Annotated in this window: 24 protein-coding genes; 15 read left to right on the top strand and 9 right to left on the bottom strand. The window is 29.0% G+C overall.

The window, feature by feature from the left end:
- Positions 1-291: 291 nt before the first annotated feature.
- From H8S20_RS08115 to H8S20_RS08090, 6 genes are all read left to right on the top strand, one after another.
- Entirely contained in the window at positions 292-483 is a 192-nt protein-coding gene (locus H8S20_RS08115) for a hypothetical protein (protein WP_186859789.1), read from the top strand.
- A gap of 132 nt (positions 484-615) precedes the next feature.
- Positions 616-843 carry a hypothetical protein gene (locus tag H8S20_RS08110; RefSeq protein WP_186859788.1) on the top strand — a complete coding sequence of 76 codons (228 nt, stop codon included), beginning with the start codon at positions 616-618 and terminating at the stop codon, positions 841-843.
- Positions 836-1,111: a hypothetical protein gene (locus H8S20_RS08105; RefSeq protein ID WP_186859787.1), complete on the top strand. Its 276-nt coding sequence runs from the start codon at positions 836-838 to the stop codon at positions 1,109-1,111. The genes H8S20_RS08110 and H8S20_RS08105 overlap by 8 nt, the downstream gene beginning before the upstream one ends.
- A 436-nt stretch (positions 1,112-1,547) precedes the next feature.
- On the top strand, positions 1,548-1,928 hold the full coding sequence (locus tag H8S20_RS08100) for a thioesterase family protein (protein ID WP_186859786.1): 381 nt from the start codon (positions 1,548-1,550) through the stop codon (positions 1,926-1,928).
- 222 nt (positions 1,929-2,150) lie between these two features.
- Positions 2,151-4,676, top strand: coding sequence for a glycyl radical protein (locus H8S20_RS08095; RefSeq protein ID WP_186859785.1), 2,526 nt, complete (start codon positions 2,151-2,153; stop codon positions 4,674-4,676).
- Positions 4,677-4,690: 14 nt separating this feature from the next.
- Positions 4,691-5,476: a glycyl-radical enzyme activating protein gene (locus H8S20_RS08090; protein WP_186859784.1), complete on the top strand. Its 786-nt coding sequence runs from the start codon at positions 4,691-4,693 to the stop codon at positions 5,474-5,476.
- A gap of 122 nt (positions 5,477-5,598) precedes the next feature.
- On the opposite strand, the gene H8S20_RS08085 is transcribed toward H8S20_RS08090, so the two are convergent.
- Both H8S20_RS08085 and H8S20_RS08080 read right to left on the bottom strand, forming a co-directional pair.
- Positions 5,599-6,309: a DUF434 domain-containing protein gene (locus tag H8S20_RS08085; RefSeq protein WP_207725284.1), complete on the bottom strand. Its 711-nt coding sequence runs from the start codon at positions 6,307-6,309 to the stop codon at positions 5,599-5,601.
- A gap of 97 nt (positions 6,310-6,406) precedes the next feature.
- Positions 6,407-7,054, bottom strand: coding sequence for a DUF1232 domain-containing protein (locus H8S20_RS08080; protein WP_032117331.1), 648 nt, complete (start codon positions 7,052-7,054; stop codon positions 6,407-6,409).
- Between the two features lie 159 nt (positions 7,055-7,213).
- Between H8S20_RS08080 and ytaF the strand changes: the two genes are divergently transcribed.
- The 7 genes from ytaF to H8S20_RS08045 all read left to right on the top strand — a co-directional run bounded on the left by ytaF (position 7,214) and on the right by H8S20_RS08045 (position 14,759).
- A complete protein-coding gene (gene ytaF / locus H8S20_RS08075) occupies positions 7,214-7,861 on the top strand; it encodes a sporulation membrane protein YtaF (protein WP_051986749.1) in 648 nt (215 codons plus the stop codon).
- 284 nt (positions 7,862-8,145) lie between these two features.
- Positions 8,146-9,828, top strand: a complete 1,683-nt coding sequence (locus H8S20_RS08070) for a peptide ABC transporter substrate-binding protein (protein WP_186859783.1) — start codon at positions 8,146-8,148, stop codon at positions 9,826-9,828.
- Between the two features lie 69 nt (positions 9,829-9,897).
- Complete coding sequence (locus tag H8S20_RS08065) at positions 9,898-10,839, top strand: ABC transporter permease (RefSeq protein ID WP_032117333.1); 942 nt, start codon at positions 9,898-9,900, stop codon at positions 10,837-10,839.
- A complete protein-coding gene (locus H8S20_RS08060) occupies positions 10,832-11,899 on the top strand; it encodes an ABC transporter permease (RefSeq protein ID WP_032117334.1) in 1,068 nt (355 codons plus the stop codon). The genes H8S20_RS08065 and H8S20_RS08060 overlap by 8 nt, the downstream gene beginning before the upstream one ends.
- A gap of 12 nt (positions 11,900-11,911) precedes the next feature.
- Positions 11,912-13,009, top strand: coding sequence for an ABC transporter ATP-binding protein (locus H8S20_RS08055; protein ID WP_032117335.1), 1,098 nt, complete (start codon positions 11,912-11,914; stop codon positions 13,007-13,009).
- The gene (locus H8S20_RS08050) at positions 12,978-13,904 is read left to right on the top strand and encodes an ABC transporter ATP-binding protein (RefSeq protein ID WP_032117336.1); all 927 of its coding nucleotides are present in this window, start codon (positions 12,978-12,980) and stop codon (positions 13,902-13,904) included. Before H8S20_RS08055 ends, H8S20_RS08050 begins: the two co-directional genes overlap by 32 nt.
- Before the next feature lie 396 nt (positions 13,905-14,300).
- On the top strand, positions 14,301-14,759 hold the full coding sequence (locus H8S20_RS08045) for a GNAT family N-acetyltransferase (RefSeq protein ID WP_186859782.1): 459 nt from the start codon (positions 14,301-14,303) through the stop codon (positions 14,757-14,759).
- Positions 14,760-14,912: 153 nt separating this feature from the next.
- Here the strand turns inward: H8S20_RS08045 and H8S20_RS08040 are convergent, their stop codons facing one another.
- A complete protein-coding gene (locus H8S20_RS08040) occupies positions 14,913-15,734 on the bottom strand; it encodes a nitroreductase family protein (protein ID WP_032117338.1) in 822 nt (273 codons plus the stop codon).
- A gap of 275 nt (positions 15,735-16,009) precedes the next feature.
- On the opposite strand from H8S20_RS08040, the gene H8S20_RS08035 reads away from it, so the two are divergent.
- Positions 16,010-16,843: a LysR family transcriptional regulator gene (locus tag H8S20_RS08035; protein ID WP_186859781.1), complete on the top strand. Its 834-nt coding sequence runs from the start codon at positions 16,010-16,012 to the stop codon at positions 16,841-16,843.
- 127 nt (positions 16,844-16,970) lie between these two features.
- Here the strand turns inward: H8S20_RS08035 and H8S20_RS08030 are convergent, their stop codons facing one another.
- The 4 genes from H8S20_RS08030 to H8S20_RS08015 all read right to left on the bottom strand — a co-directional run bounded on the left by H8S20_RS08030 (position 16,971) and on the right by H8S20_RS08015 (position 19,294).
- Complete coding sequence (locus H8S20_RS08030) at positions 16,971-17,636, bottom strand: FusB/FusC family EF-G-binding protein (protein ID WP_186859780.1); 666 nt, start codon at positions 17,634-17,636, stop codon at positions 16,971-16,973.
- 235 nt (positions 17,637-17,871) lie between these two features.
- A complete protein-coding gene (locus H8S20_RS08025) occupies positions 17,872-18,150 on the bottom strand; it encodes a CD3324 family protein (RefSeq protein ID WP_032117341.1) in 279 nt (92 codons plus the stop codon).
- 326 nt (positions 18,151-18,476) lie between these two features.
- Positions 18,477-19,001, bottom strand: coding sequence for an AAA family ATPase (locus H8S20_RS08020; protein WP_186859779.1), 525 nt, complete (start codon positions 18,999-19,001; stop codon positions 18,477-18,479).
- Between the two features lie 35 nt (positions 19,002-19,036).
- Complete coding sequence (locus tag H8S20_RS08015) at positions 19,037-19,294, bottom strand: hypothetical protein (protein WP_141395431.1); 258 nt, start codon at positions 19,292-19,294, stop codon at positions 19,037-19,039.
- A 455-nt stretch (positions 19,295-19,749) separates the two neighbouring features.
- On the opposite strand from H8S20_RS08015, the gene H8S20_RS08010 reads away from it, so the two are divergent.
- Positions 19,750-20,604: a Cof-type HAD-IIB family hydrolase gene (locus H8S20_RS08010; protein ID WP_032117344.1), complete on the top strand. Its 855-nt coding sequence runs from the start codon at positions 19,750-19,752 to the stop codon at positions 20,602-20,604.
- 37 nt (positions 20,605-20,641) lie between these two features.
- Here the strand turns inward: H8S20_RS08010 and H8S20_RS08005 are convergent, their stop codons facing one another.
- Positions 20,642-21,490: a MurR/RpiR family transcriptional regulator gene (locus H8S20_RS08005; protein ID WP_186859778.1), complete on the bottom strand. Its 849-nt coding sequence runs from the start codon at positions 21,488-21,490 to the stop codon at positions 20,642-20,644.
- A gap of 9 nt (positions 21,491-21,499) precedes the next feature.
- Complete coding sequence (locus H8S20_RS08000) at positions 21,500-22,393, bottom strand: AraC family transcriptional regulator (RefSeq protein WP_186859777.1); 894 nt, start codon at positions 22,391-22,393, stop codon at positions 21,500-21,502.
- Positions 22,394-22,537 lie beyond the last annotated feature (144 nt).

The raw sequence follows: 22,537 nt of genomic DNA, 5'->3' as shown, positions 1-22,537 counted from the left end.
ACAACACCGTATTATTCGAAATGAATATGCGGTATTTTTTATTTTAAAATTCAAAAGCCCTGTATTACTACAGAGCTTTTCGAGAATATTAACATTTGATAACTTTAAGCTAAAATAGCTTAGGGAGTATTAATGAAGAAAAATAACATCAATCATCTAAAATTATAGACATAGAATAAATGGTTTATACGTAAAAGATAAATTTAATGGGAATATTTTGATGTATTCTTAATATATTTATACTAAAGTGAACAAAAAGTAGTAAAAAGTATACAAAAAGGAGTAAATAGTATGGGAAGATTGAGAGTTACTATAGAGTTTAATCCAGACAGAAGAGAAGAACTAGAGTTATACAATGAATTAATTAAATATAGTAAGCCGAGTATGTATATAAAAGATGTATTGAGAGGGTTATCTCCAATACCTTTTAGATATATTAGTAGTAACTTAATAAGTATTTATTCAAGAGGTGAAGAAAAATGAAAATTATGGTGGTAATACCACACTATTATAATTCATCTTAACCTATCGATAGTGATGTAATATGGTGGTAATAGTGTGTTAAAAGAGTAAAAATAAGTCGGTAAGAGTATCGGCTATAGAGTGGGGGAGTGTATGGTGAAAAATTCGGATAAAAGACTGGTTAATTATCGAGTAATAGAGAGGAGAAAAAATATTAATGATTTGCAATGTGAAAGAGCAACAGTGCAGGTAAGCATAAGAGAGAAAGAAATATTAAAGTTATTAGCAAAGAAAGAAGGATTAAGGGTGAGCGATTATATAAGAGTTAAATGTATATGGGAGCCATACAATAAATTAACTGGAGGTTATGGTATTGAATGAGAGTGTAATATGTTATTTAGCTACTGGATTTGTTAATTTCTTTATAGTATATTGTATCCATAAAGAAATATTAGAATATATTAAAAAGAGAAAAAAACTAGAGAAATCTAAGCAAAACTTATTAAGTGAAAATATAAATATATACTTGGATGAAGATGAAGTTGAAATGTTGAGTGAACTTTCTAACTTAAGAAGCAAAGGAGATTATAAAAAATTTCTTAGAGCAATGATTTTAAATACTATAGAAGAGAATAAGATAGAAACATAAGACAATAGAGCTGGATCATTACTAAATTAATGGGTGGAAGTTCCACCAATTTTCCACCAATGACGTAAACATAAATAAATAAATATAATAAATAGCAGACAAGTTTTACCAAAGAGTATCTCGAATTTTATTATATTGCAATAAAAAATAAATACATATAGACAGATGTAGACAAGCTTTTACAGATGTTATCATCATACACCGCATGCTGAGACAGTTGTTAGACTTATAAAGAGACATTAAATTTTTAGTGAAATCAAGGGAAGCGTACTGTAAGCGAAAGTTTATTGAAAACAGCCTACTACTTAGATGGCTGTTAAACTAATAAATTCTCGAGATAGAAAGAAAGTTAAAATACATTATGATACAATAAAGGCATATTTAAAACTATAAAAAGTTTTAGATATGCTTTTACTGATTATATGGAGGGAATAATATGATTGAAGTTGGAATAGTTGGTCAGGCTAAAGACAAGGTAAATGAAAATAATATTGCCAAAACTCTTAGAAGTGGAGAGTTAAATGTATATGCAACACCTTCTATGGTTGCATTAATGGAAGAAGCAGCATATAAAAGCATTCAAGGGAAGTTAGAAGAGGGTAAGGGAAGTGTAGGAACACTTATGAATATAAAGCATCTTTCTAGTACTCCCATTGGCATGGAAGTAACTGCAAAAAGTGAGGTTATTGAAGTAGATAGAAGAAGAATTGTATTTAAAGTTGAAGCTTTTGATGAACGTGGCAAAATTGGAGAAGGTACACATGAACGTTTCATTATAGACAATGAGATGTTTCAAATGAAAACAGATAATAAATAATTAGAATTCCCTAAGGCTATACTGACTTAGGGAATTTTAATTATTTATATGCAAATTTTATTAATAATTAAAGGGGAAATCAATTAACATACAACATAAACAAAAGAAAAACAACATAAAATTGTGGAAATATATTGAAAAAATTCAATAAAAGAGTATATTATAAAGTATAGGTATAAAATACAAATAAATAAGAGGGTAATATACAGATAGGAGGGTAATATGAGTCAAAATATTTATGAAATAAATAAAAGTCCAAGAATACAAAATCTTGTAGATCAATTATTTGAGAAGCTACCTGAGATAGAATCAGATAGAGCTGTTCTTTTAACAGAATCATACAAGGAATCTGAGGGACAACCTATAATAGTTAGAAGAGCTAAGGCATTTTCTCATATATTAAGAAATATTCCAATAACTATTCGTAAGGATGAATTAATAGTAGGAAGTGCTACCAAATCTCCAAGAAGCTGTCAGGTCTTTCCAGAGTTTTCTTGTGATTGGTTAGAAAAAGAGTTTGATACAGTTGAGACTAGAAGTGCAGATCCTTTTTACATATCGGAAGATAATAAAAAGATACTAAGAGATGTTTATAAGTATTGGAAAGGTAAGACTACTAGTGAATTAGCGACATCATATATGGCAGATGAAACAATTAAGGCTATGGAGCATAACATATTTACTCCAGGAAATTATTATTATAATGGGGTTGGACATGTTACAGTAAAATATGAAAAGGTTTTAGAAGTTGGGTATGAAGGTATTATAGAAGAAGTAAAGGAAGAGCTTTCTAAATGTAATGTTGCAGATCATGATTATGCAAAGAGAAGTCATTTTTTGAAGTCTGTAATTCAAAGCTGCGAAGCTGTAATAGTTTATGCTAATCGTTATGCTGAATTAGCACTTAATATGGCAAAGCAGTGCAATGATAATGTTAGAAGAAATGAGTTGTTAGAGATAGCTTCTAACTGTGCCAGGGTTCCAGCAAAAGGAGCAAGGAGCTTTTATGAAGCATGCCAATCCTTCTGGTTTGTACAAATGTTACTTCAAGTAGAATCTAGTGGGCATTCTATATCTCCAGGTAGATTTGATCAATATATGTATCCTTACTATAAAGCTGATATAGAAAGTGGAAAGATAACTAAGGAGTTTGCCCAAGAGCTAATGGATTGTATCTGGGTAAAACTAAATGATCTTAATAAAGTAAGAGATGCTGGATCAGCAGAAGGTTTTGCAGGTTATGGTCTATTCCAAAACTTAATAGTTGGTGGACAAGATGCAGGAGGAATAGATGTAACAAATGATTTATCATTTATGGCTATTGAATCATCAATGCATGTAATGCTACCTCAACCATCGTTATCAATAAGAGTATGGAATGGAAGCCCTCATGAATTATTAATAAAAGCAGCTAAATTAACTCGTACAGGAATTGGGTTGCCTGCATATTACAATGATGAAGTTATAATTCCATCACTACTTAATCGTGGACTTACTTTAGCAGATGCTAGGGAATACAACATAATCGGATGCGTTGAACCTCAAAAGGCTGGAAAGACAGATGGATGGCATGATGCTGCATTCTTTAATATGTGTAGACCTTTAGAATTAGTATTTAGTAATGGATATGATAAAGGTGAACTAGTAGGGGTAGAAACTGGTGATGTAACTAATATGGAAACTTTTGAAGAGTTTTATGATGCTTATAAAAAGCAAATGAAATATTGTATAGAATTACTAGTTAATGCAGATAATTCTATAGATGTAGCTCACATGGAAAGATGCCCATTGCCATATTTATCATCTATGGTGGATGATTGTATTAAGAGAGGTAAGAGTGTTCAAGAAGGTGGGGCTATATATAACTTTACAGGACCACAAGGTTTTGGAGTTGCTAATATGGCGGATTCATTATACGCAATTAAGAAGTTAGTTTTTGATGAAAAGAAGGTAACTTTAGCTGAGTATAAAGATGCTCTTGAAAATAATTACGGAAGAGGATTGTCTTTAGAAAGAGTTGAGGAATTAACAAGAGAAGTTATTAAAAAGTTAGAAAATGATGGACATACTATAGATGCAGAGGTAGTTGCTCAAGTATCAGCTACTATAGCATTAGATAGCTTAGATAATTCTAAAAAATCTAAATATGATAAGTTACTTGAAATGATTGATGAAGTTCCTAAGTTCGGAAATGATATTAAGGAAGTAGACCAATTTGCTAGAGATGTAGCTTATGTATATACTAGACCATTAGAAAATTATAAAAATCCAAGAGGTGGTCAATATCAAGCTGGTCTTTATCCAGTTTCAGCAAATGTACCTCTAGGAGCCCAAACAGGAGCCACTCCTGATGGAAGATTAGCTCATACTCCAGTAGCAGATGGGGTATCTCCATCTGCTGGTAAGGACTTATTTGGTCCAACAGCAGCAGCTAATTCAGTAGCAAAGCTTGATCATGGAATAGCATCTAATGGAACATTATTTAATCAAAAGTTCCATCCATCAGTTTTAGCAGGAAGAACTGGACTTGAAGCCTTTGTTAACTTTATAAGAGGATACTTTGATCAAAAGGGAAGTCATATCCAATTTAACGTAGTAAGTAGAGATACATTAATAGAGGCTCAAAAGAACCCAGAAAAATATAAGACTTTAGTTGTTCGTGTTGCTGGATATAGTGCATTATTCACATCATTATCTAGATCATTGCAAGATGATATCATTAATCGTACAGAGCAAAGAGGCTTCTAGAAGGGTGAGATAATATGAATAATTTAGATGTAAAAGGTAGAATTTTTGATATACAAAAGTTCTCAATACATGATGGCCCAGGAATTAGAACTATAGTATTTTTAAAGGGGTGCATCTTTAGATGCCAATGGTGTTGTAATCCAGAGTCTCAAAACTTTGATATAGAAAATATGGTCGTAGCAGGAAAGAATAAAGTTATAGGACAAGATATAACAGTGAGAGAAGTATTAGAGAAGATAAAGCAAGATAGACCATATTATAAACGTTCTGGTGGAGGAATAACCTTATCAGGGGGAGAGTGTATGTGTCAACCAGAATTTGCAAAAGCATTACTTCATGAGTGTAAGGAGATTGGTATATCTACGGCTATAGAAACTACAGCAGGAGTTGATTCTGATATAGTAAGGTATATAATACCAGAGGTTGATACAGTGCTTATGGATATAAAGCATATTAGTTCAGAAAAGCATGAAAAGTTTACAGGTAGAGATAATAAGACCATTTTAGAAAATGCAAAAATTATTGCAGAATCAGATTCGGATTTAATTATAAGAGTACCTGTAATTCCAACATTTAATCATACAGCAGAAGAAATTAGAGATATTGCAAGATTTGCAAAAACGCTAAAAGGAGTGACTAAGTTACACTTACTTCCTTATCATAGAATGGGACAAGATAAATATACTGGCTTAAATAGACCATATATACTTGAAGGAATAAGCACTTTAAGTAGTGAACATATGGATATGTTATTAGAAGTAGTATTAAAGGAAGGTCTTAAAGGACAAATTGGAGGGTAAATTCAATTTAAGATTATAAATTATAATATTAAAGTCAGCGTAGTTAATATTTGTAGTTAACTATGCTGGCTTATTAAATTTTTTAGGATTTTTATTTAAAAAGAAATAATGTCTCTGTAATTTTAAATTAGAGAAATTATCATAGCATCTTTAATATACTCATCTATTATTTTTTTACTTAAGTTAAAATAACTACTGCACTTATCAAGAATTGTTGCATCACTAGTAACTACATTATTTAACTTTTCTAAAATAACATCAGCGTTATTTACTAGATCTACATTAGTATCTAAGTCATATTTTTCAGCATATTCTAAGATTTTAATCTTAAGGTTACCTGAGTTAGAAACAGGGGAATCTAAATAAAAGTTAATATTTTCAACATATATAAACTTTGAAAACTTAAATATATAATCTAGAGCTATATCAGTTTTATCTATTAGTTTATATGTGCCTCTAAGACCTGCTAAGTCACGTATTAATCCATCATCTCCAATAATTAAGGGTCCTCCAGAGAAGGCAACCTCTAAATTAATTATTAGATTAAATCCATCTATATTTAGTGTATTATGGGCTATTTCACTAGTAGACAGTTCCTTCGATTTTCTGAGAATTTCATTTTCAGAGCTGCATGTAGCACGTTTCAAAGAATCTCTTTGTCTAGTTGAAAACTGATATCTACTGCCAACAAAGTTTATTATAGATTCAAGCTTATAGTCTCTATCTAAAAGCCACTTTATTTCATCATGTGCTTTTCTTAATCTTATAATTTCTTTTTCAGAAAACCATCTTATATCATTTAAATCAGAACCTCTTCTTGATATTTTAGTCAAATCAAACTCACCAACTTAAAATAATAAATTATATAGATGTAGTGTTTACATAAGTTTGATTAATAATGTAAAGTTTAATTTGCTAATAGTTACATATTTAATTGGATTTCAATTTATCTAAAACAGAAAGTTCAAATTGAAGAAGGAGCATATCATCGATATAACCAATTCCAAATAAATAATCTGGAATGACATCTAGTGGAATAATAAAATAAAGCAGTACAGCACCGATGATTAACGCCTTTGTTGAAGACGGGTTTTCTAAAATATACCTACTATAAAGGTTTTCAAGTGAATCAATTAAAGGACCAACTCCATTAATTTCTTTTATCTTTCTATCAAAATCAGATTTTATCATATTTATCCCATCTTGTGTTTTAGCATACTCTTTACATTTATTAAATTGATTATTAATTTCTTGGTTTAACTTTTTTGAGTCAGCAAATTGAGAAAACTTTAGAATATTATATAGTTCATTGTTTTGGATAGCCTGAGTATTAGTAATATCTATATTAATATCTTTACTACTTAAATCATCATTCAAAAAGCTATTAAGGAATAATGGAATGAATTTTGATAGCTTTTTTATGTGTGTAATACTAGGTTTTTGCTTTGAATTAATTATTCTTGATAATGTAGAGGTAGGTATATCAACTATTTTGCTAAATTTTCTAAGTGAAAGATTATTTTCATTTAGATAGTTATTTATTTCAACTTTAAGCAAAGTATTATCATCATTACTCATAATAAAAAAACACCTCCTAATCTCAATATATTATTTAAAGATTATAATGTTCCAGTTATTGAACAGTGTTGCATATAAAAATGTGACTGTTCCAATTTTGTAGCACTATTTTTAAATGTCGAATATATTACAATATAAAGTTAGGCAGGGGGAAAGATTATGAAGAGTTTTGTTTTTTTATCAGTGATAGAGTCATTTTTATTAGTAACAGCACTTTCAATGGATGCATTTGTTGCAAGTTTTGCTTATGGAACTAATAAAATTAAGATACCATTTAAGTCAGTAGCTATTATTAATATTATTTGCACAAGCTTTTTAGCTATTGCATTATTAGTAGGAAATATAGTTAAGGATTATATTCCAGCAGAGGTTACATCATGGGTTTGTTTTAGTGTACTTTTTATCTTAGGTATTATAAAGATATTTGATAGTTCATTAAAGTCATGGTTAAAAAAAGGAGTGTCTAATAGTCAAGATGTGTCTTTCAAGTTATTAGATTTTAGATTCTTTTTAAAGGTATGTTCAGATAGTACAGAAGCTGATAGGGATAAGTCTAAAATTTTATCATCTATGGAAGCTACAAGTTTAGCTATTGCTTTATCATTAGACGGATTAGCAGCAGGATTTAGTGTGGCCTTATTAGAGGCCAATTTTTTTGAAATAGTAATATTTTCATTGATAACTGGTATGATAGCAGTTATACTTGGATGTTTTATAGGAAATAAGGTAGCAGAAAAAATAAATATTAATATATCTTGGATAAGTGGATTGATATTAATGATATTGGCTTTTATTAAAATATTGTAGAAAGGTATAAATCTTTATTTTAATATTGATGAAAATTAATATTAGAAGTATATAATTTGTATAAATATGTCTTAGAAAACGTTTATTAGGATAAAGTTAAGTAAATTATTAAAAAAATAATGTAATACGAAAATTATTGATAATTTAAAAAAACTATATGGAAATTATTGACAAATATTAAATAAACTCATTATAATAATATATAATAAACAACGGGGTTATGACTTAAACAAAGCCATAACCTCGTTTTGTTTTTTTATAAAAATTAATAAGGGGGCAAAAAGATGAAAAAGATTAAACAATTATTATCCTTGGTACTTGTTTCTGCATTATCATTGGGGCTGATATCATGTGGAAATGTTAGTACATCATCAGGCAATACTTCATCTGGAGATCCTACTCAATCAGAATCTACAGATGGAGCTACTGGCCAAGGTGCTGATAGTTTAAAGGTTCATATTGATGTTGAAGTAGCATCAATGGATCCACAAATTGCAACAGATGGAACTTCTTTTGAAGTTTTAGCTGCAGTAACTGAAGGGTTATTCTCTGTAGATGATGCAGGATCACCTATTAAGGCTTTAGCAGAAAATGTTGAAAAGAGCGAGGATGGATTAAAGTATACTATTACTTTAAAAGATGCAAAGTGGACAAATGGGACACCTGTAACTGCAAATGATTTTGTATTTGCATGGAGACGTCTTGTAGATCCTAAGGTTGCAAGTGAATATGCATTTATAGTAGGAATCGCAGGTATAAAAAATGCAGATGATATTGCAGCTGGCAAAATGGATTTAGACCAATTAGGAGTTACAGCTAAAGATGATAAGACTTTAGAGATTGAATTAGACACTCCTGTTCCATTCTTTGAAAGTTTAATGTCATTCCCTTCATTCTTACCAGTAAATGAAGAGTTCTTTAATCAATGCGGTGATAGTTTTGCAACAAGTCCAGATACTATTCTTTGCAATGGACCATTTAAGATTACTTCTTATGAACCAGCAGCAACAACTATAGAATTAGTTAAAAATGAAGATTATTGGGATGCTGGAGCAGTTAGTCTTTCAGGAATAAAATATCAAGTAATTAAAGATGCACAACAAACTATGCTTGCTTACCAAAATGGTGATTTAGATGTAGCTACACTTTCAGGTGAACAAGTAGAACAATTCCAAGCAGATTCTGAATTTAACAACATAATGGCTGGATACCTTTGGTATATATCTCCTAATCAAAATGTTGCAGGGTTAGAAAATGAAAATTTACGTAAGGCGATAGCAATGTCATTTGATAAAACAGCTATAGTCAACAATATATTAAAAGACGGTTCTATAGTAGCAGATTTTGCAGTACCAACATTATTAGCAACAGGACCAGATGGCAAAGATTTTAGAGAAGGAAGTAAGACTTATCTTTCTTATGATAAAGCAAAGGCCTTAGAATATTTTGAAAAGGCAAAATCAGAGTTAGGCAAAGATTCATTTGCTTATACAATGATAGTTGAAGATACAGAAGCAGCTCAAAATGTCGCACAATTTATTCAGGCAGAAATTCAAACTACACTTCCAGGCGTTACTATAAATCTTGAGGTTATGCCTAAGAAGAATAGAGTTGAAAGATTACAAGATGGTACATTTGAATTAGGTTTAACTAGATGGGGACCTGACTATGCAGACCCAATGACTTATTTAGATATGTGGACTACAGATAGTTCTAATAACTATGGTTTTTGGTCAAATCCAGATTATGATGCAGTAATTCAATCAGCTAAAAAAGGTGAATTAGCATTAGATGTTGAAAAGAGATGGGAAGCATTAAAAGAAGCTGAAGGCGTAGTAATGGATGAAGCAGTTATATTCCCAGTTTATCAAAAAGGTAATGCTGTAATGATTAAGAGTAATGTTTCAGGAATTGAATTCCACTCAGTAGGTATTAATAGAGTATTTAAGAATACTACTAAAAATTAAGAGGTTTTAACAAATGTTACAGTGGTCTAAGTTTAGCCACTGTAATATTGTTTAAAGGAGGTAAACACGATGAAAAAATACTTGTTTAAGCGAATATGCATTGCGGTGTTAACTCTATTAGCCATTCTTTTAGTATTATTTTTAATGCTAGAATTTATGCCAGGATCTCCATTTAATGATGAAAAATTAACGGTAGATCAAATAGCTATATTAAATGCAAAATATGGATTAGATCAGCCTATATATATAAGATTTTTCAATTATGTGAAGAATATGCTTACTGGTGATTTTGGAGTTTCGTACACAATAGCTAAAAATACACCTATATCAACTTTACTTCAAACAAGATTACCTATTTCATTAAAGATAGGCGGTCAAGCAGTTCTTTTAGGAACTATAGTAGGATTGATTTTAGGGATAATAGCAGCACTAAATCATAATAAAATTTGGGATACAATAACAACAATAATTTCAGTTTTAGGTGTTAGCTTACCGTCATATGTATTTGCTTTAGCACTTTCATATTCCTTAGGATTTAAGTTAAAGTGGTTTCCACTTCTTTATTCAGTGGAGGCACCATTTAAGTCCTCAGTATTACCGACAATTGCACTATGTATGTTTACAATAGCTACAATAGCTAGATTTACAAGAACAGAGATGATAGAGGTAATAGATTCTGATTATATACTTTTGGCAGAAAGTAAAGGTATAAAAGGAACAAAATTAATAGTTAGACATGAGTTAAGGAATGCATTAATTCCTATAATTACTGTTTTAGCACCACTTGTTGTAGGGCTTATGACAGGTAGCTTGGTTATAGAAAAGATATTCTCTATTCCAGGTATAGGAAGCCTTTTAGTTACAGCTATACAATCAAATGATTATAACGTAATTATGGCTTTAGCATTTATTTATAGTGCTATGTATATAGGAATAATGCTTGTAGTTGATATATTATATGGAGTAATTGATCCAAGAATAAGATTAGCAAAGGAGGACAGTCATGAGTAATGTAGTTGCAAGAGATATAGAATTAGATTTTTTAGACCATGATTTTGAATTTGTTGGTTCAGAAAATGTATCTACTATTGACAGTACCTATGCTAGTCAGCCCTATTGGAAAGATGTGCTTAGTAGATTTGTTAAAAATAAAGGAGCAATAATTGGATCAATATGTGTAGTTTTAATAATATTTATGGCTATAGTTGGAGTTGGATTAAACGAACATACTTATGATTCTCAAATAATAGCTCATCAAAACTTAGCACCGAGAGTTCAAGGCTTAGAGAGTTTAGGGATATTTGATGGTAGTGAAAAGATGACAACATCATCAGGAACAGTAGAGGTTAATAAATATGTATCAGCTAATGGTAGTGTTACAGGATTAGAAGATACTTATTACTGGTTTGGGACAGATGTTTTAGGCAGAGATATATTCACTAGAACATGGATGGGGACAAGGATATCTCTATATATAGCATTAGTTGCAGTTTTAATAGATATGCTTTTTGGTTTAAGTTATGGACTTATTTCAGGTTATTTTGGTGGAGCTATTGATAATGCAATGCAGAGGTTCGCTGAAATATTAAATGGAATACCTAATCTTGTAATAGTTACCTTACTTATAATTGTGCTGAAGCCAGGACTTTTAACAATTACCTTTTCTCTTATGATTACGGGATGGATTGGTATGAGTCGTATAGCTAGGGCACAAGTTTTAAAATTAAAAGAGCAAGAATTTATATTAGCATCAAGGACTTTAGGAGCAAGAAATTTCTTTATAATTTTTAAAGAGATATTACCTAATATTTTTGGTCAAATAATTACAAATACAATGTTCTCAATTCCAAATGCAATATTTACAGAAGCATTTTTAGCATTTATAGGACTTGGAGTTCCAGCCCCTATGGCATCATTAGGATCACTTATAAGTGAAGCATTTAAGTCTTTTACAACACATCCTTATATGATAATACCACCAGTAATAGTTTTAGCTATATTAATGCTTAGCTTTAACATGTTAGCAGATGGACTTAGAGATGCTTTTGATCCAAAGATGCAGGAAATGTAGGAGGTAGATTATATGAGAGAAAAAGTATTAGAGATTAGAAATTTATCCATATCTTTTACAACCTCACAAGGAAAAGTAAATGCAATTAGAGGAGTTGAACTTGATTTATATAGAGGTGAAACATTAGCTATAGTAGGAGAAAGTGGTAGTGGTAAGTCAGTAACTATGAAATCAGTTATGGGGATATTAAGTAATAATGGAGAAATAAATTCAGGTACTGTTAATTTTTCTTATTATAGAGATGATGAAAAGATAGATGTTGATTTGCTAAAACTATCTAAAAAGGAAATGAGAGATAGGATCAATGGGAAGAGGATAGCAATGATATTCCAGGATCCAATGACTTCCTTAAATCCTACAATGACAATAGGAAAGCAAATCATGGAAGGAATGATCTATCATTATAAAAAATCAAAAAAAGAGGCTTATGATAAAGCAGTCGAATTATTAAAGCTTGTTGGAATAAATGATGCTGAAAAGCGTATGAAGAATTATCCTCATCAGCTTTCTGGTGGAATGAGACAAAGAGTAGTTATAGCTATAGCACTTGCTTGTAATCCAGACCTCTTAATATGTGATGAACCAACCACAGCTTTAGACGTTACAATTCAAGCAAAGATATTAGAGCTTATTAAAGATATTCAAAGAAAGATGAATCTATCAGTAATATATATAACTCATGATTTAGGAGTTGTAGCCAAGGTTGCAGATTATGTGGCAGTAATGTATGCAGGTAAAATAGTTGAAAAAGGTAAGGTAGATGAAATATTCTACGAGCCAAAGCATCCATATACTTGGGGGTTGTTATCAGCAATGCCAGACCTTAATACAAATGAGGATAAACTGTATACAATACCTGGGAGTCCACCTAATCTTTTAGTACCTGTTAAAGGTGATGCTTTTGCACCGAGAAATATGTATGCACTAAATATAGATTATAGATTAGAACCTCCTATGTTTAAAGTTTCAGATACTCATTATGCAGCAACTTGGTTACTTCATAATAAGGCACCTAAAATAGATATGCCAGAGGAACTTAAATTTAAGATAAATAGAATGTTAAAGGAGGCGGATATGTATGGAAGAGAAGAAGCCTTTGCTAGAAGTTGAAAACTTAAAGCAGTATTTTAAAGTAAGTAAGAAATTTATAGTAAGAGCTGTTAATGGAGTTTCCTTTAATATTAATCAAGGAGAGACTTATGGACTTGTTGGAGAATCAGGAAGTGGTAAGTCAACTATAGGAAGGTCAATTATTCGTTTATATGATCCTACTGGAGGTAAGATAACTTTTGATGGAGTTGATATAAGTGGTAGACTTTCAAAAAAAGAAGAGAAGCATCTTAGAATAAATATGCAGATGATTTTCCAAGATCCTATGGCATGTTTAAATCCTCGTAAAAAGGTTTTAGAAATAATAGCTCAAGGTTTAGACATTCATGGATTATGCAAAGATAAGAAAGAAAGAGAAGAAAAAGTATATAAGATATTAGAAAAGGTAGGATTATCAAGGGAGCATGCTGATAGATATCCTCATCAATTTTCAGGAGGACAACGACAACGTATAGGAATAGCAAGAGCTCTTATTATGAACCCAAAGCTTATAATTGCAGATGAAGCTATAAGTGCATTAGATGTATCAATTCAAGCACAGGTTATAAACTTAATGAAAGATATTCAAGAAGAAACTAACATAGCATTTTTATTTATAGCTCATGATTTATCAATGGTTAAATATATTTCTGATAGAATTGGAGTTCTGCACTTAGGAAACTTGCTTGAAACAGGAACTACTGAAGAGATATTTTCAAGGCCTATTCATCCATATACAAAATCCTTAATATCAGCAATTCCACATCCAAATCCAATAGTAGAAAAGATGAGGATAGCTGAAGAATACTGCTATGAGACTAGTGGTATAGATTATAGTAAGGGCAAGGAACAACATGTAGAAGGAACACATTATGTACTTGCTACAGATGATGAATTTAAAGGTTGGATAAAATAATATAAATAGTACCTCCTTAAAAATATATAGCTACCTCAAAATAGTTAAAACAATAGTTATTTTATGATAAAAACTGTATTGTTGAGATTATTTTTAGGTAGCATTTGAAGATGAATATTCATTATATTTTAGGGGGAATGAGCTTTAGTATGGGGCTTTTGTTGAAGTAAAAATATTTGGTAAGGCGGAAAAATTATATTTAGATATGATTACTAGAGATATTTGCAAGTTGTATGAAGAAGAATTAAATATACCTTAAGAATCTATATATATTAAATATGAAGAAGTAGATAATTGGATACTTAATGGATTTAACTTTTAAGTAATAAAATATTGCAATATGGGTTATTAGTGTATAATTGTATTATAAATACTTTTTTATAGATAGAGGTTAAAATGAGTATACGAAGATATGAATCAAGAGATTGCAATGATATTATAAATTTATTTTATAATACAGTTCATACTATAAATTCTAAAGATTATACTAAAGATGAACTAGAGGCTTGGGCACCTAAGGATTTAGATTTAAGTTTATGGGATAAATCATTTTTGAAGAATTATACAATAGTATTTATTTTAGATAATACTATTGTTGGTTTTGGTGATATTAATGAAGATGGATATCTTGATAGGCTTTATGTACATAAAGATTATCAAAGAAGAGGTATTGCTAAAGAAATTGTTGATAATTTAGAATGTTATGTTGAAAAGCTTGGAGCAAATATTATAACAACTGAAGCATCTATCACAGCAAAGCCTTTTTTTGAAAAGATGGGTTATAAGATTATTAAGGAACAAGTTGAGAGAAGAGGACAATATCTAACTAATTATATAATGCAAAAACGTATATAAAATTAAATTAGAGAAGAGTATATAAGAATAGTGTTTATAAAAGCGTTTAATTATGACTTTTTTAATCTATTTAAACCAGTGTAGTATTATAAAAGTTAATATTACACTGGTTTTATGCTTTAAGTTAATTTATATAGAACATATTAAAGAGTGTTAAATCCAATTAATACTAGCCTCTTTTCTAGGGGTAGTTCTTTGATACGTAACATCTGGATATCCAATCACTAAAATAGAAATTATTGATTTACCATCTTTTATTTCAAGCAAATCTAATATTTCTTTATTATCTTGAGCAGCAATTTGAAGAAATCCACTAAAGAATGTTCCAAGACCTAAGGCATCAGTCATAAGCTCCATATTTGAAGATGCTAAACCGCCATTTATAGGATTGGGTGAAGTAACAAATATTGCAAGAGGAGCATTGAAGAATAATCTATCATTTTTTATTGGATCTTTTTTAAATTCATTATAACTATATAACCACATATTAGCATATCTTTTAAGATGTTCTGTTTCAGGTGTTAAGTTTGCTAATATATATTCACCTTTTTTCTTTAAGCTTTCATAAGCTAATTCTCTTAGTTCGCTTAATTTTTTTGTAACTACTATATAACTAACATCTTGGCTATTTCTTGAAGTTTGAGTATATCTTCCAGCCTCTATGATTTTAATTATTTTTTCTTTTTCTACTTCTTTATTTTTAAATCTTCTAACGCTTCTTCTAAACTTTATAAAATTTAAAAGATTTTCAGGATTAACAGAAAAAGTTTCTTTGTTATAAGGTACTACTTCATTCATATTGTAATCATCTGTTGAAACAGCTTCTACTGGACAGACTGCAACACAGTGACCACATTTTATACAACCTTCGTTATTAATATCTGCTTTTCCATCCTTTAATGAAATTACACTGGCAGGACAATCTTTAATACATTGCATACAAGCTATACATTTGTTTCTATCTACTTTAAACATTTGAACACACTCCTTAGCTTTTATTATTATCATATTAGCATAAAAATATAGAGTACTAAATTTGACACTAATATGCATGAAATTTATAATTTAATTATTGGTAAAGTAAGTACTATTCTTTTGATAATGAGATTATATCACTATATAGTGATGAGGGTCTAATTGAAAAAAATCATAAATATATAACTAAAAGTTATATATTAACTAAAAAGAATAGCAACAAAAATGATATAAATACTAGTAATATATAAATAAAAGTATTATGAGGAGAGAAAATGAATTTACAACAACTAGAGTATTTTAAAGTAATTGCAGAAACTAAGAATTTTACTATAGCATCAAATATATTAGCGGTTACTCAACCAGCTTTAAGTAAAGCTATATCAAAATTAGAGGAAGAGCTAGATGTAAATCTTTTTGAGAGAGAAGGACGCAATATAAAAATTACTAAGTATGGGGAAGTATTTTTAAAGTATGCAGAGTCAGCATTAAATGATATTGAAAAAGGTAAAGAGAAGCTTAATGATATGAAAGGTTGTAATGATAATATTATTTCAATAGCTTCTACATCATGTATTGGAGCAACTTTTATACCTTTCTTAATAAGTAACTTTTTTAAAAATAACTTGCAGATAAAATTCAATATAAATAATGAAACTACAGAAGATATTTTGAAAGACTTAAAAAATAAAAAGGTAGACTTTGGTTTTTTTACAAATATAGAAGATATTGATGATTATCCAGAAATAGAATCAATATTGGTTAAAAGGGAGGAGTATGTTTTAATAGTACCTAAAAATCATAGATTGGCGAATAGAGAAGAGGTATCTTTAAAAGAATTAAAAGATGAATACTTTATAGCTTACAATGATAAAAGTTCTGATAAGAGAATATCCTACTCAGATTTTATGGGATATACGCCTAAGATATCAGCAGAACCAACAGAAGCAAGTGTACTTTCTGGGTTAGTTGCAGCAGGAGCAGGTATAGCTATAATTATAAATACGCCTATGATAAATACAAATAAAATTTCTACTATAAAGATAAAAGAGGATATAGGATATAAAAGTATTTATATAGGATGGAATAGAGATAGTTATATGACATAGATAAGAAAAGCGTTTAATGAATATGTATTAAGCTTAAGTGAAGATGTTTAAGTTAACTTTATTAAATTGATATTTTGCTTTATAAGCTAAACACCGCATAAAACAATTATAATATGCGGTGTTTAACTTATTTTTTCTTTATATTATTTACTTCTATTAAAAGATTTTCAAGCTTTTCAGTTGATGTAATTCTATCATTACACGTCTTGCTATCGAGACATACATGAAAGCCTATTGATTTATAAGAATCTAATCCAGGATTTGAAGTTTTACATATAGGAGAGACAAAAGCTATTTCACTTTCAGGACCTACATGATTACAAAGAGTACAAATATTAGTATTATTAGAGTTTGTACTTGGAAGTCTACAAGCCATACCTACAAATTTTCCGTCAAGATTATATATTATAAGTAGCTTTCGGATAGCCTCATCAATCCAACCTAAATATACTATTTTTGAATCTTCATCGTTTAAATTAGGAATTTTAAGTTTTTTTTCTTTTTTAAAAACCTTGTTGATTTGTGAAGCTGTGATAGTTGGCATTCCATATACATATTGATCTAAATCCTTTATGTAACCATCAATATGAAGTGGATCAGTTATTTTGCTAATATCAAGAATGGTTCTTTGCTCTTCAGTTAAGTCAGTAAAGTAATCATATATTTTATTTTGAATACAAGCCTTAGTAGTGTCCACTATATTAGCATCTATACAGTTTCTAAAAGCACCATTCAAATCAAATAAACATTTTTTGATAAAATTAAATTGTTGTTTTTTTATAAAAGAATCCATAAAACACCTCCATTATTTTAGATTTCAAGCCTAGTTAGATAAGATTACTCATATATATTGTTTATGATAACTAAAAAAGATGATGATTATTACTTATATTGAAAGCAATAATGATCATCTTAATTTAAATATATTATATACTCAAAATCCTTTTAAATTAGATATTATAACCTTCAAAAGAAAGGATAGCATAAGTTAAAATACAAGTTCAATCTAATAAATAATTATGTAATGATTATGAGCATAATTGTTTTTCTTCATTTATAATTCTTCTAATACTTTTATCAGATAAAAAATATTCTCTAGCAAGTTCATTAATAGTAAAACCTTTAAGATATTTTTGAAAGATTTCATTATTCCTAATCTTCAAGCTTTTTTTTATGCCACTATTTTCTCCCCATGATTTATGATTTTCATCTTTTCGTGGGACATAAAGATATTCTCCATCTATATATTCTTGTATTATTTTAATAATTTCCTCTGGCAACACATCTAATGCTTTTATATATTTCATTTCTTTACTCCTTAATTTCCTAATAAAGTTTGAAGCAAAGAATACAAAAAAGCTATGTGCATAGAACCTAAAGTATAATTTTCAGCTAACTTAAAGACTTAGGCTCCAGACAAAGCATAGCTGCTTTTAGTAGTCTTTGCAAGGAGCAAACTGATTTAAAGCTGAATGTATTATCTACCTTCATAAAAAAACACCTCCAATATTTCAAAAATATTATAACATAACTAGATAAAAATCTATGTTATTAAAAATTAAGATTTGTATAATTGAGTTGAAGTTTATAAAAATAAAATAAGAATGCCAATTATGTTTTATAATTGACATTCTTATTTATTTAGCGAACTTAGCTTGTTAATGATAAGATTATTAATATCATCATTATTTCTTAAAATAATAACTTTTTCTTCATAGTTAGAAATTTTACTTTTCAATTTATCTTTACCAGAATCATAATCTTTTGACCATTGAAGCATAAGCTTAAGCATCTTAAAATTAGGATCATAACTGCATTTTTCAATACCAAGTTTTTGCCTCATAAAGCGTTTAACTATTCTATAATTTCTTATATATTTATTTGTTTCTAGTAGAATAATTTTATCAGCTTTCTTCAATCCATCTTTGAAGCAAGACCTACCTACATCTTCAATAATCCAATTATCACCACTTATTATTGAATTAAATAATTTATCTCTTTCTGAATCTGTTCTTTTAGTATTACTACAACGATTAGATGAGTCAACTTCATATACAACATCGTCTAGAGATGTATAAGGAATATTTAACTCTTTTGATAATTTTTTTGCAAGAGTTGATTTACCGCTAGACACTGAACCAACAATATATATTTTCATTTTTAGCCCCCATACTTGAAATTAAAAATATAATTTTAAAAAAGAGCAGATACAAGAGATATAATAAGCAATATATTTTCAATTGTAACTAATAGAATAAAAAGATAAAAGGTTAATTTAAGTCCGATTCTACAAAAATTCCATGCCAAATTAGCCATAGGAGTACCTTCTTCTTTTAGACGTTTAGTAGTTGTATCGAAACAGTCGGCTATCCAATCATATGTATCATTAAAAAATTCTATTAAAATATTCATTAAATTACCTCGTTTTTTCTTACTTGTATTATAAGTCAAATTATAAAGTTAGAATAGATAATCAATATTATTATATATCAATTTGAAGTTAAATTTCATCTAATAATATTGCCTAAATTATAAGGAAATATAGTTTAATAATTTTATAGTGTTATTTATTATGAAAATTTTATAATATCATCAAAGGCAACAACAAAGTTTAATAATACTGGTAGGGGGTTAATTGCTTTAATATGATAAATATTTTTCAAAATATGCATAAATGTATATGGTTGAAGTGAAAAAATAATTCTTTAGGTTATTAGAATGTTTATTTTATTTTTATATTAATTATAATTTTAGTATAACGATAGATAAAGAAAAAATATTTTATTAAAAGTAGACAAGTACATATTAATAAAATATTGTTGATATAATTCCTAAAAATAGTCATCAATAATATACATTCTTTATCTATCGATTGTAATAAATAGTAGCAGAAGGGATAGATAAATATTATGAGTATAAAAGTAATAATAATGGATGTTGATGGAACATTAACTAATAGCAAAAAAGTGATTACAGAAAAAACTAAGGAAACCTTACTTAAGGCACAAGAAGCAGGAGCTAAGTTGATTTTAGCATCAGGTAGACCTACATCAGGACTAATAGATTTTGCTAAAGAGTTAAAGATGGATAAACATAATGGGCTTTTAGTATCCTTTAATGGAGCTAAGGTTGTTGATTGCGAAACTAATAAAGTTTTATTTAATCAAGCTATGAGCGTAGAAGAAGGACAAGCTGTTCTTGAACATATGAAGAAGTTTAAGGTTAAGCCTATGATTGATAAAGATGATTATATGTATGTTAATGATGTTTTTGATAATGAAATAGAGGTAAATGGAAAGCCATTTAATATAATTCAATACGAAGCTCGTGGAGGAAAGTTTAAATTATGTGAGAAAGATGATTTAGCAGCATTTGCTGATTATCCATTAAATAAGATTTTAACTGCAGGAGATGCAGAATATTTAGCAGAAAATTATAAAGCTATGATGGAACCTTTTAAAGATTCATTAAGCTGTATGTTTACAGCACCATTTTATTTTGAATTCACTGCTAATGGAATAGATAAAGCAAAAGCTTTAGATACCGTATTAATACCTATGGGATATAAGAGGGAAGAGATGATTGCCTTTGGAGATGGTCATAATGACGCTTCAATGGTTAAATATGCAGGTATAGGAGTTGCTATGGCTAATGCTGTAGAGGATCTAAAAGCTATAGCAGATGAAATAACTTCATCTAACGAAGAAGACGGAATAGCAGTATCATTACATGAACATATGCCAGAATTACTTTGTGTTTAGGAAGTGAAAAAAGTGCGAAGTATGCTTCGCACTTTATTTAAAATTCACACATTTTTTTGTAGTAAAGCAACTTCTTTTTTAGATTATTATCATAATCAGTTTTAAAATAACATGCAAATAGTATATCTAAGATATAAAGTAAAGATAGTCTAGTTGAGAAAGAGGATATTTTATTATAATGATTTTCGTTAGAACATAGATGTAACTGATAATTTACATATTCCTTTATTGGGTTATCTTCTGTAGAGGATATTAATAATATTGGGGTCCCATTCTTCTTTAGAGTTTTGGCAATCTTATCTACTAAAAATCCTCTACCACCAAAGGATATCACTATAGCCAGATGTGTTTCATTACTACAGGCAGCTACTAGCATTTGATTATATTCTTCTACAGGAACATTGATTGTAATCCCTATTTCTTGCATTTGAAATTTAAAATTTTCAGCAAAATAGATATTGCCAGCCGAAGTATAAACATCGATTTGTTTTGCTTTTTTCATGGCATTAACAGCAAGTCTTAATTGTTCAAGATTAAATAGATTAAATGTTGATAATAATGTTTGGTCATAATCTTCTCGTATCCTTGTAAGTATTTCATAATGGCTTTGATTTTGTTTAACAGGAAAGTCAAAATCAAAATCTCTATTTTCTTTTAGATAACTATTTACTGAACCAGACATTTTAACCTTAAGGTCAGATAAGCCGGATAAATTTAACTTTCGACATAGACGATATAAGGTTGTTGTAGAAACAAAACATTCCTTGCAAATTTGCTCTAAACTCATATCTAAAAAAGCATTAGGATTATCTAAGATAAAATCGACTATTTGCTTCTCGTTATTAGTTAGGTTTTTTGTGTTTTTTAATTGAGTAAAAATATTCATGATATCCTCCTAAGCTTTATTAGCATTATTTTTTCTATATTGAGAAGGTGTGCATCCTAGCTGTTTATGAAATATCTCAGTAAAATAACTTGAACTATTAAAACCACATTTAAGTGCTATTTCTGTAATTGTATATGAAGTATCATTAAGTAATTTAATACTTTTGTTTAAACGATATTCTATGAGATAAGAAATAGGAGACTTATTTAATATTGATTGAAAAATTTCGCAACAATTGCTACGGCATACATTTCCTGATGATGCAATTTCTTTTAATGTAATTTTATTTTTATAATTCCTTTGTATATATCCAATCATGGTATGTAGAGAATCTAAGTTTTTATCATAATAATATTCTTGAGAGTCTTTAGAGTTTTTTATATTATGATAAAGACTATAAAAGATTGAATAAAGGTTAGACATAACTTGTAACTGGAACCCATCTTGTTTATCAGAACAAAATTTATAAATTTTAATTAGTTGTTCTATAAAGTCTTTTTGCCATCCGATAGATGGATCAAAGATAAAAAATGGATGGGAAGTATCAGTACATATTGGAATTATATATGATTCTTTTATAAGAGTAATTTCTGAAAGAATTAATGGATTTAATATTATACAGATAAAATTACATTCAGAACCATCACATGAATAGCCATAATGCATTTGAGCAGAATTTACAAATATAGCTTGCCCTTTTTTAAGCTCATAACTTTTTCCGTTAACAGAGTATGACATTTTTCCTTCTAGAATTATTATGAATTCTATGTCATCGTGCCAATGGTTAGGAGCAGCCATATTAGGGTATTCTGAAAGTAATAATTTCTTTGAAAGAATCGGAAATCTCTCAAAGTTATAAGTAATAACCTCAGAGTTATCATTTAATAACTTTATTTCAATCATATAGACCTCCTATTGATAATAAAAAATACGATTGTTATAAAATATTAGATAATTTTTATATTATATCTTTATTATATGGAATATTATTATAAAGTAAATAATGTTAGTAAATAATTGAAAAACTATGACGACAAGGGAGAGAAA

Source organism: Clostridium hominis (genome assembly GCF_014287825.1).
Taxonomy (GTDB): domain Bacteria; phylum Bacillota; class Clostridia; order Clostridiales; family Clostridiaceae; genus Clostridium; species Clostridium hominis.
The sequence above is the reverse complement of the archived record's forward strand: the minus strand, read 5'-3'. Positions and strand labels throughout refer to the sequence as shown.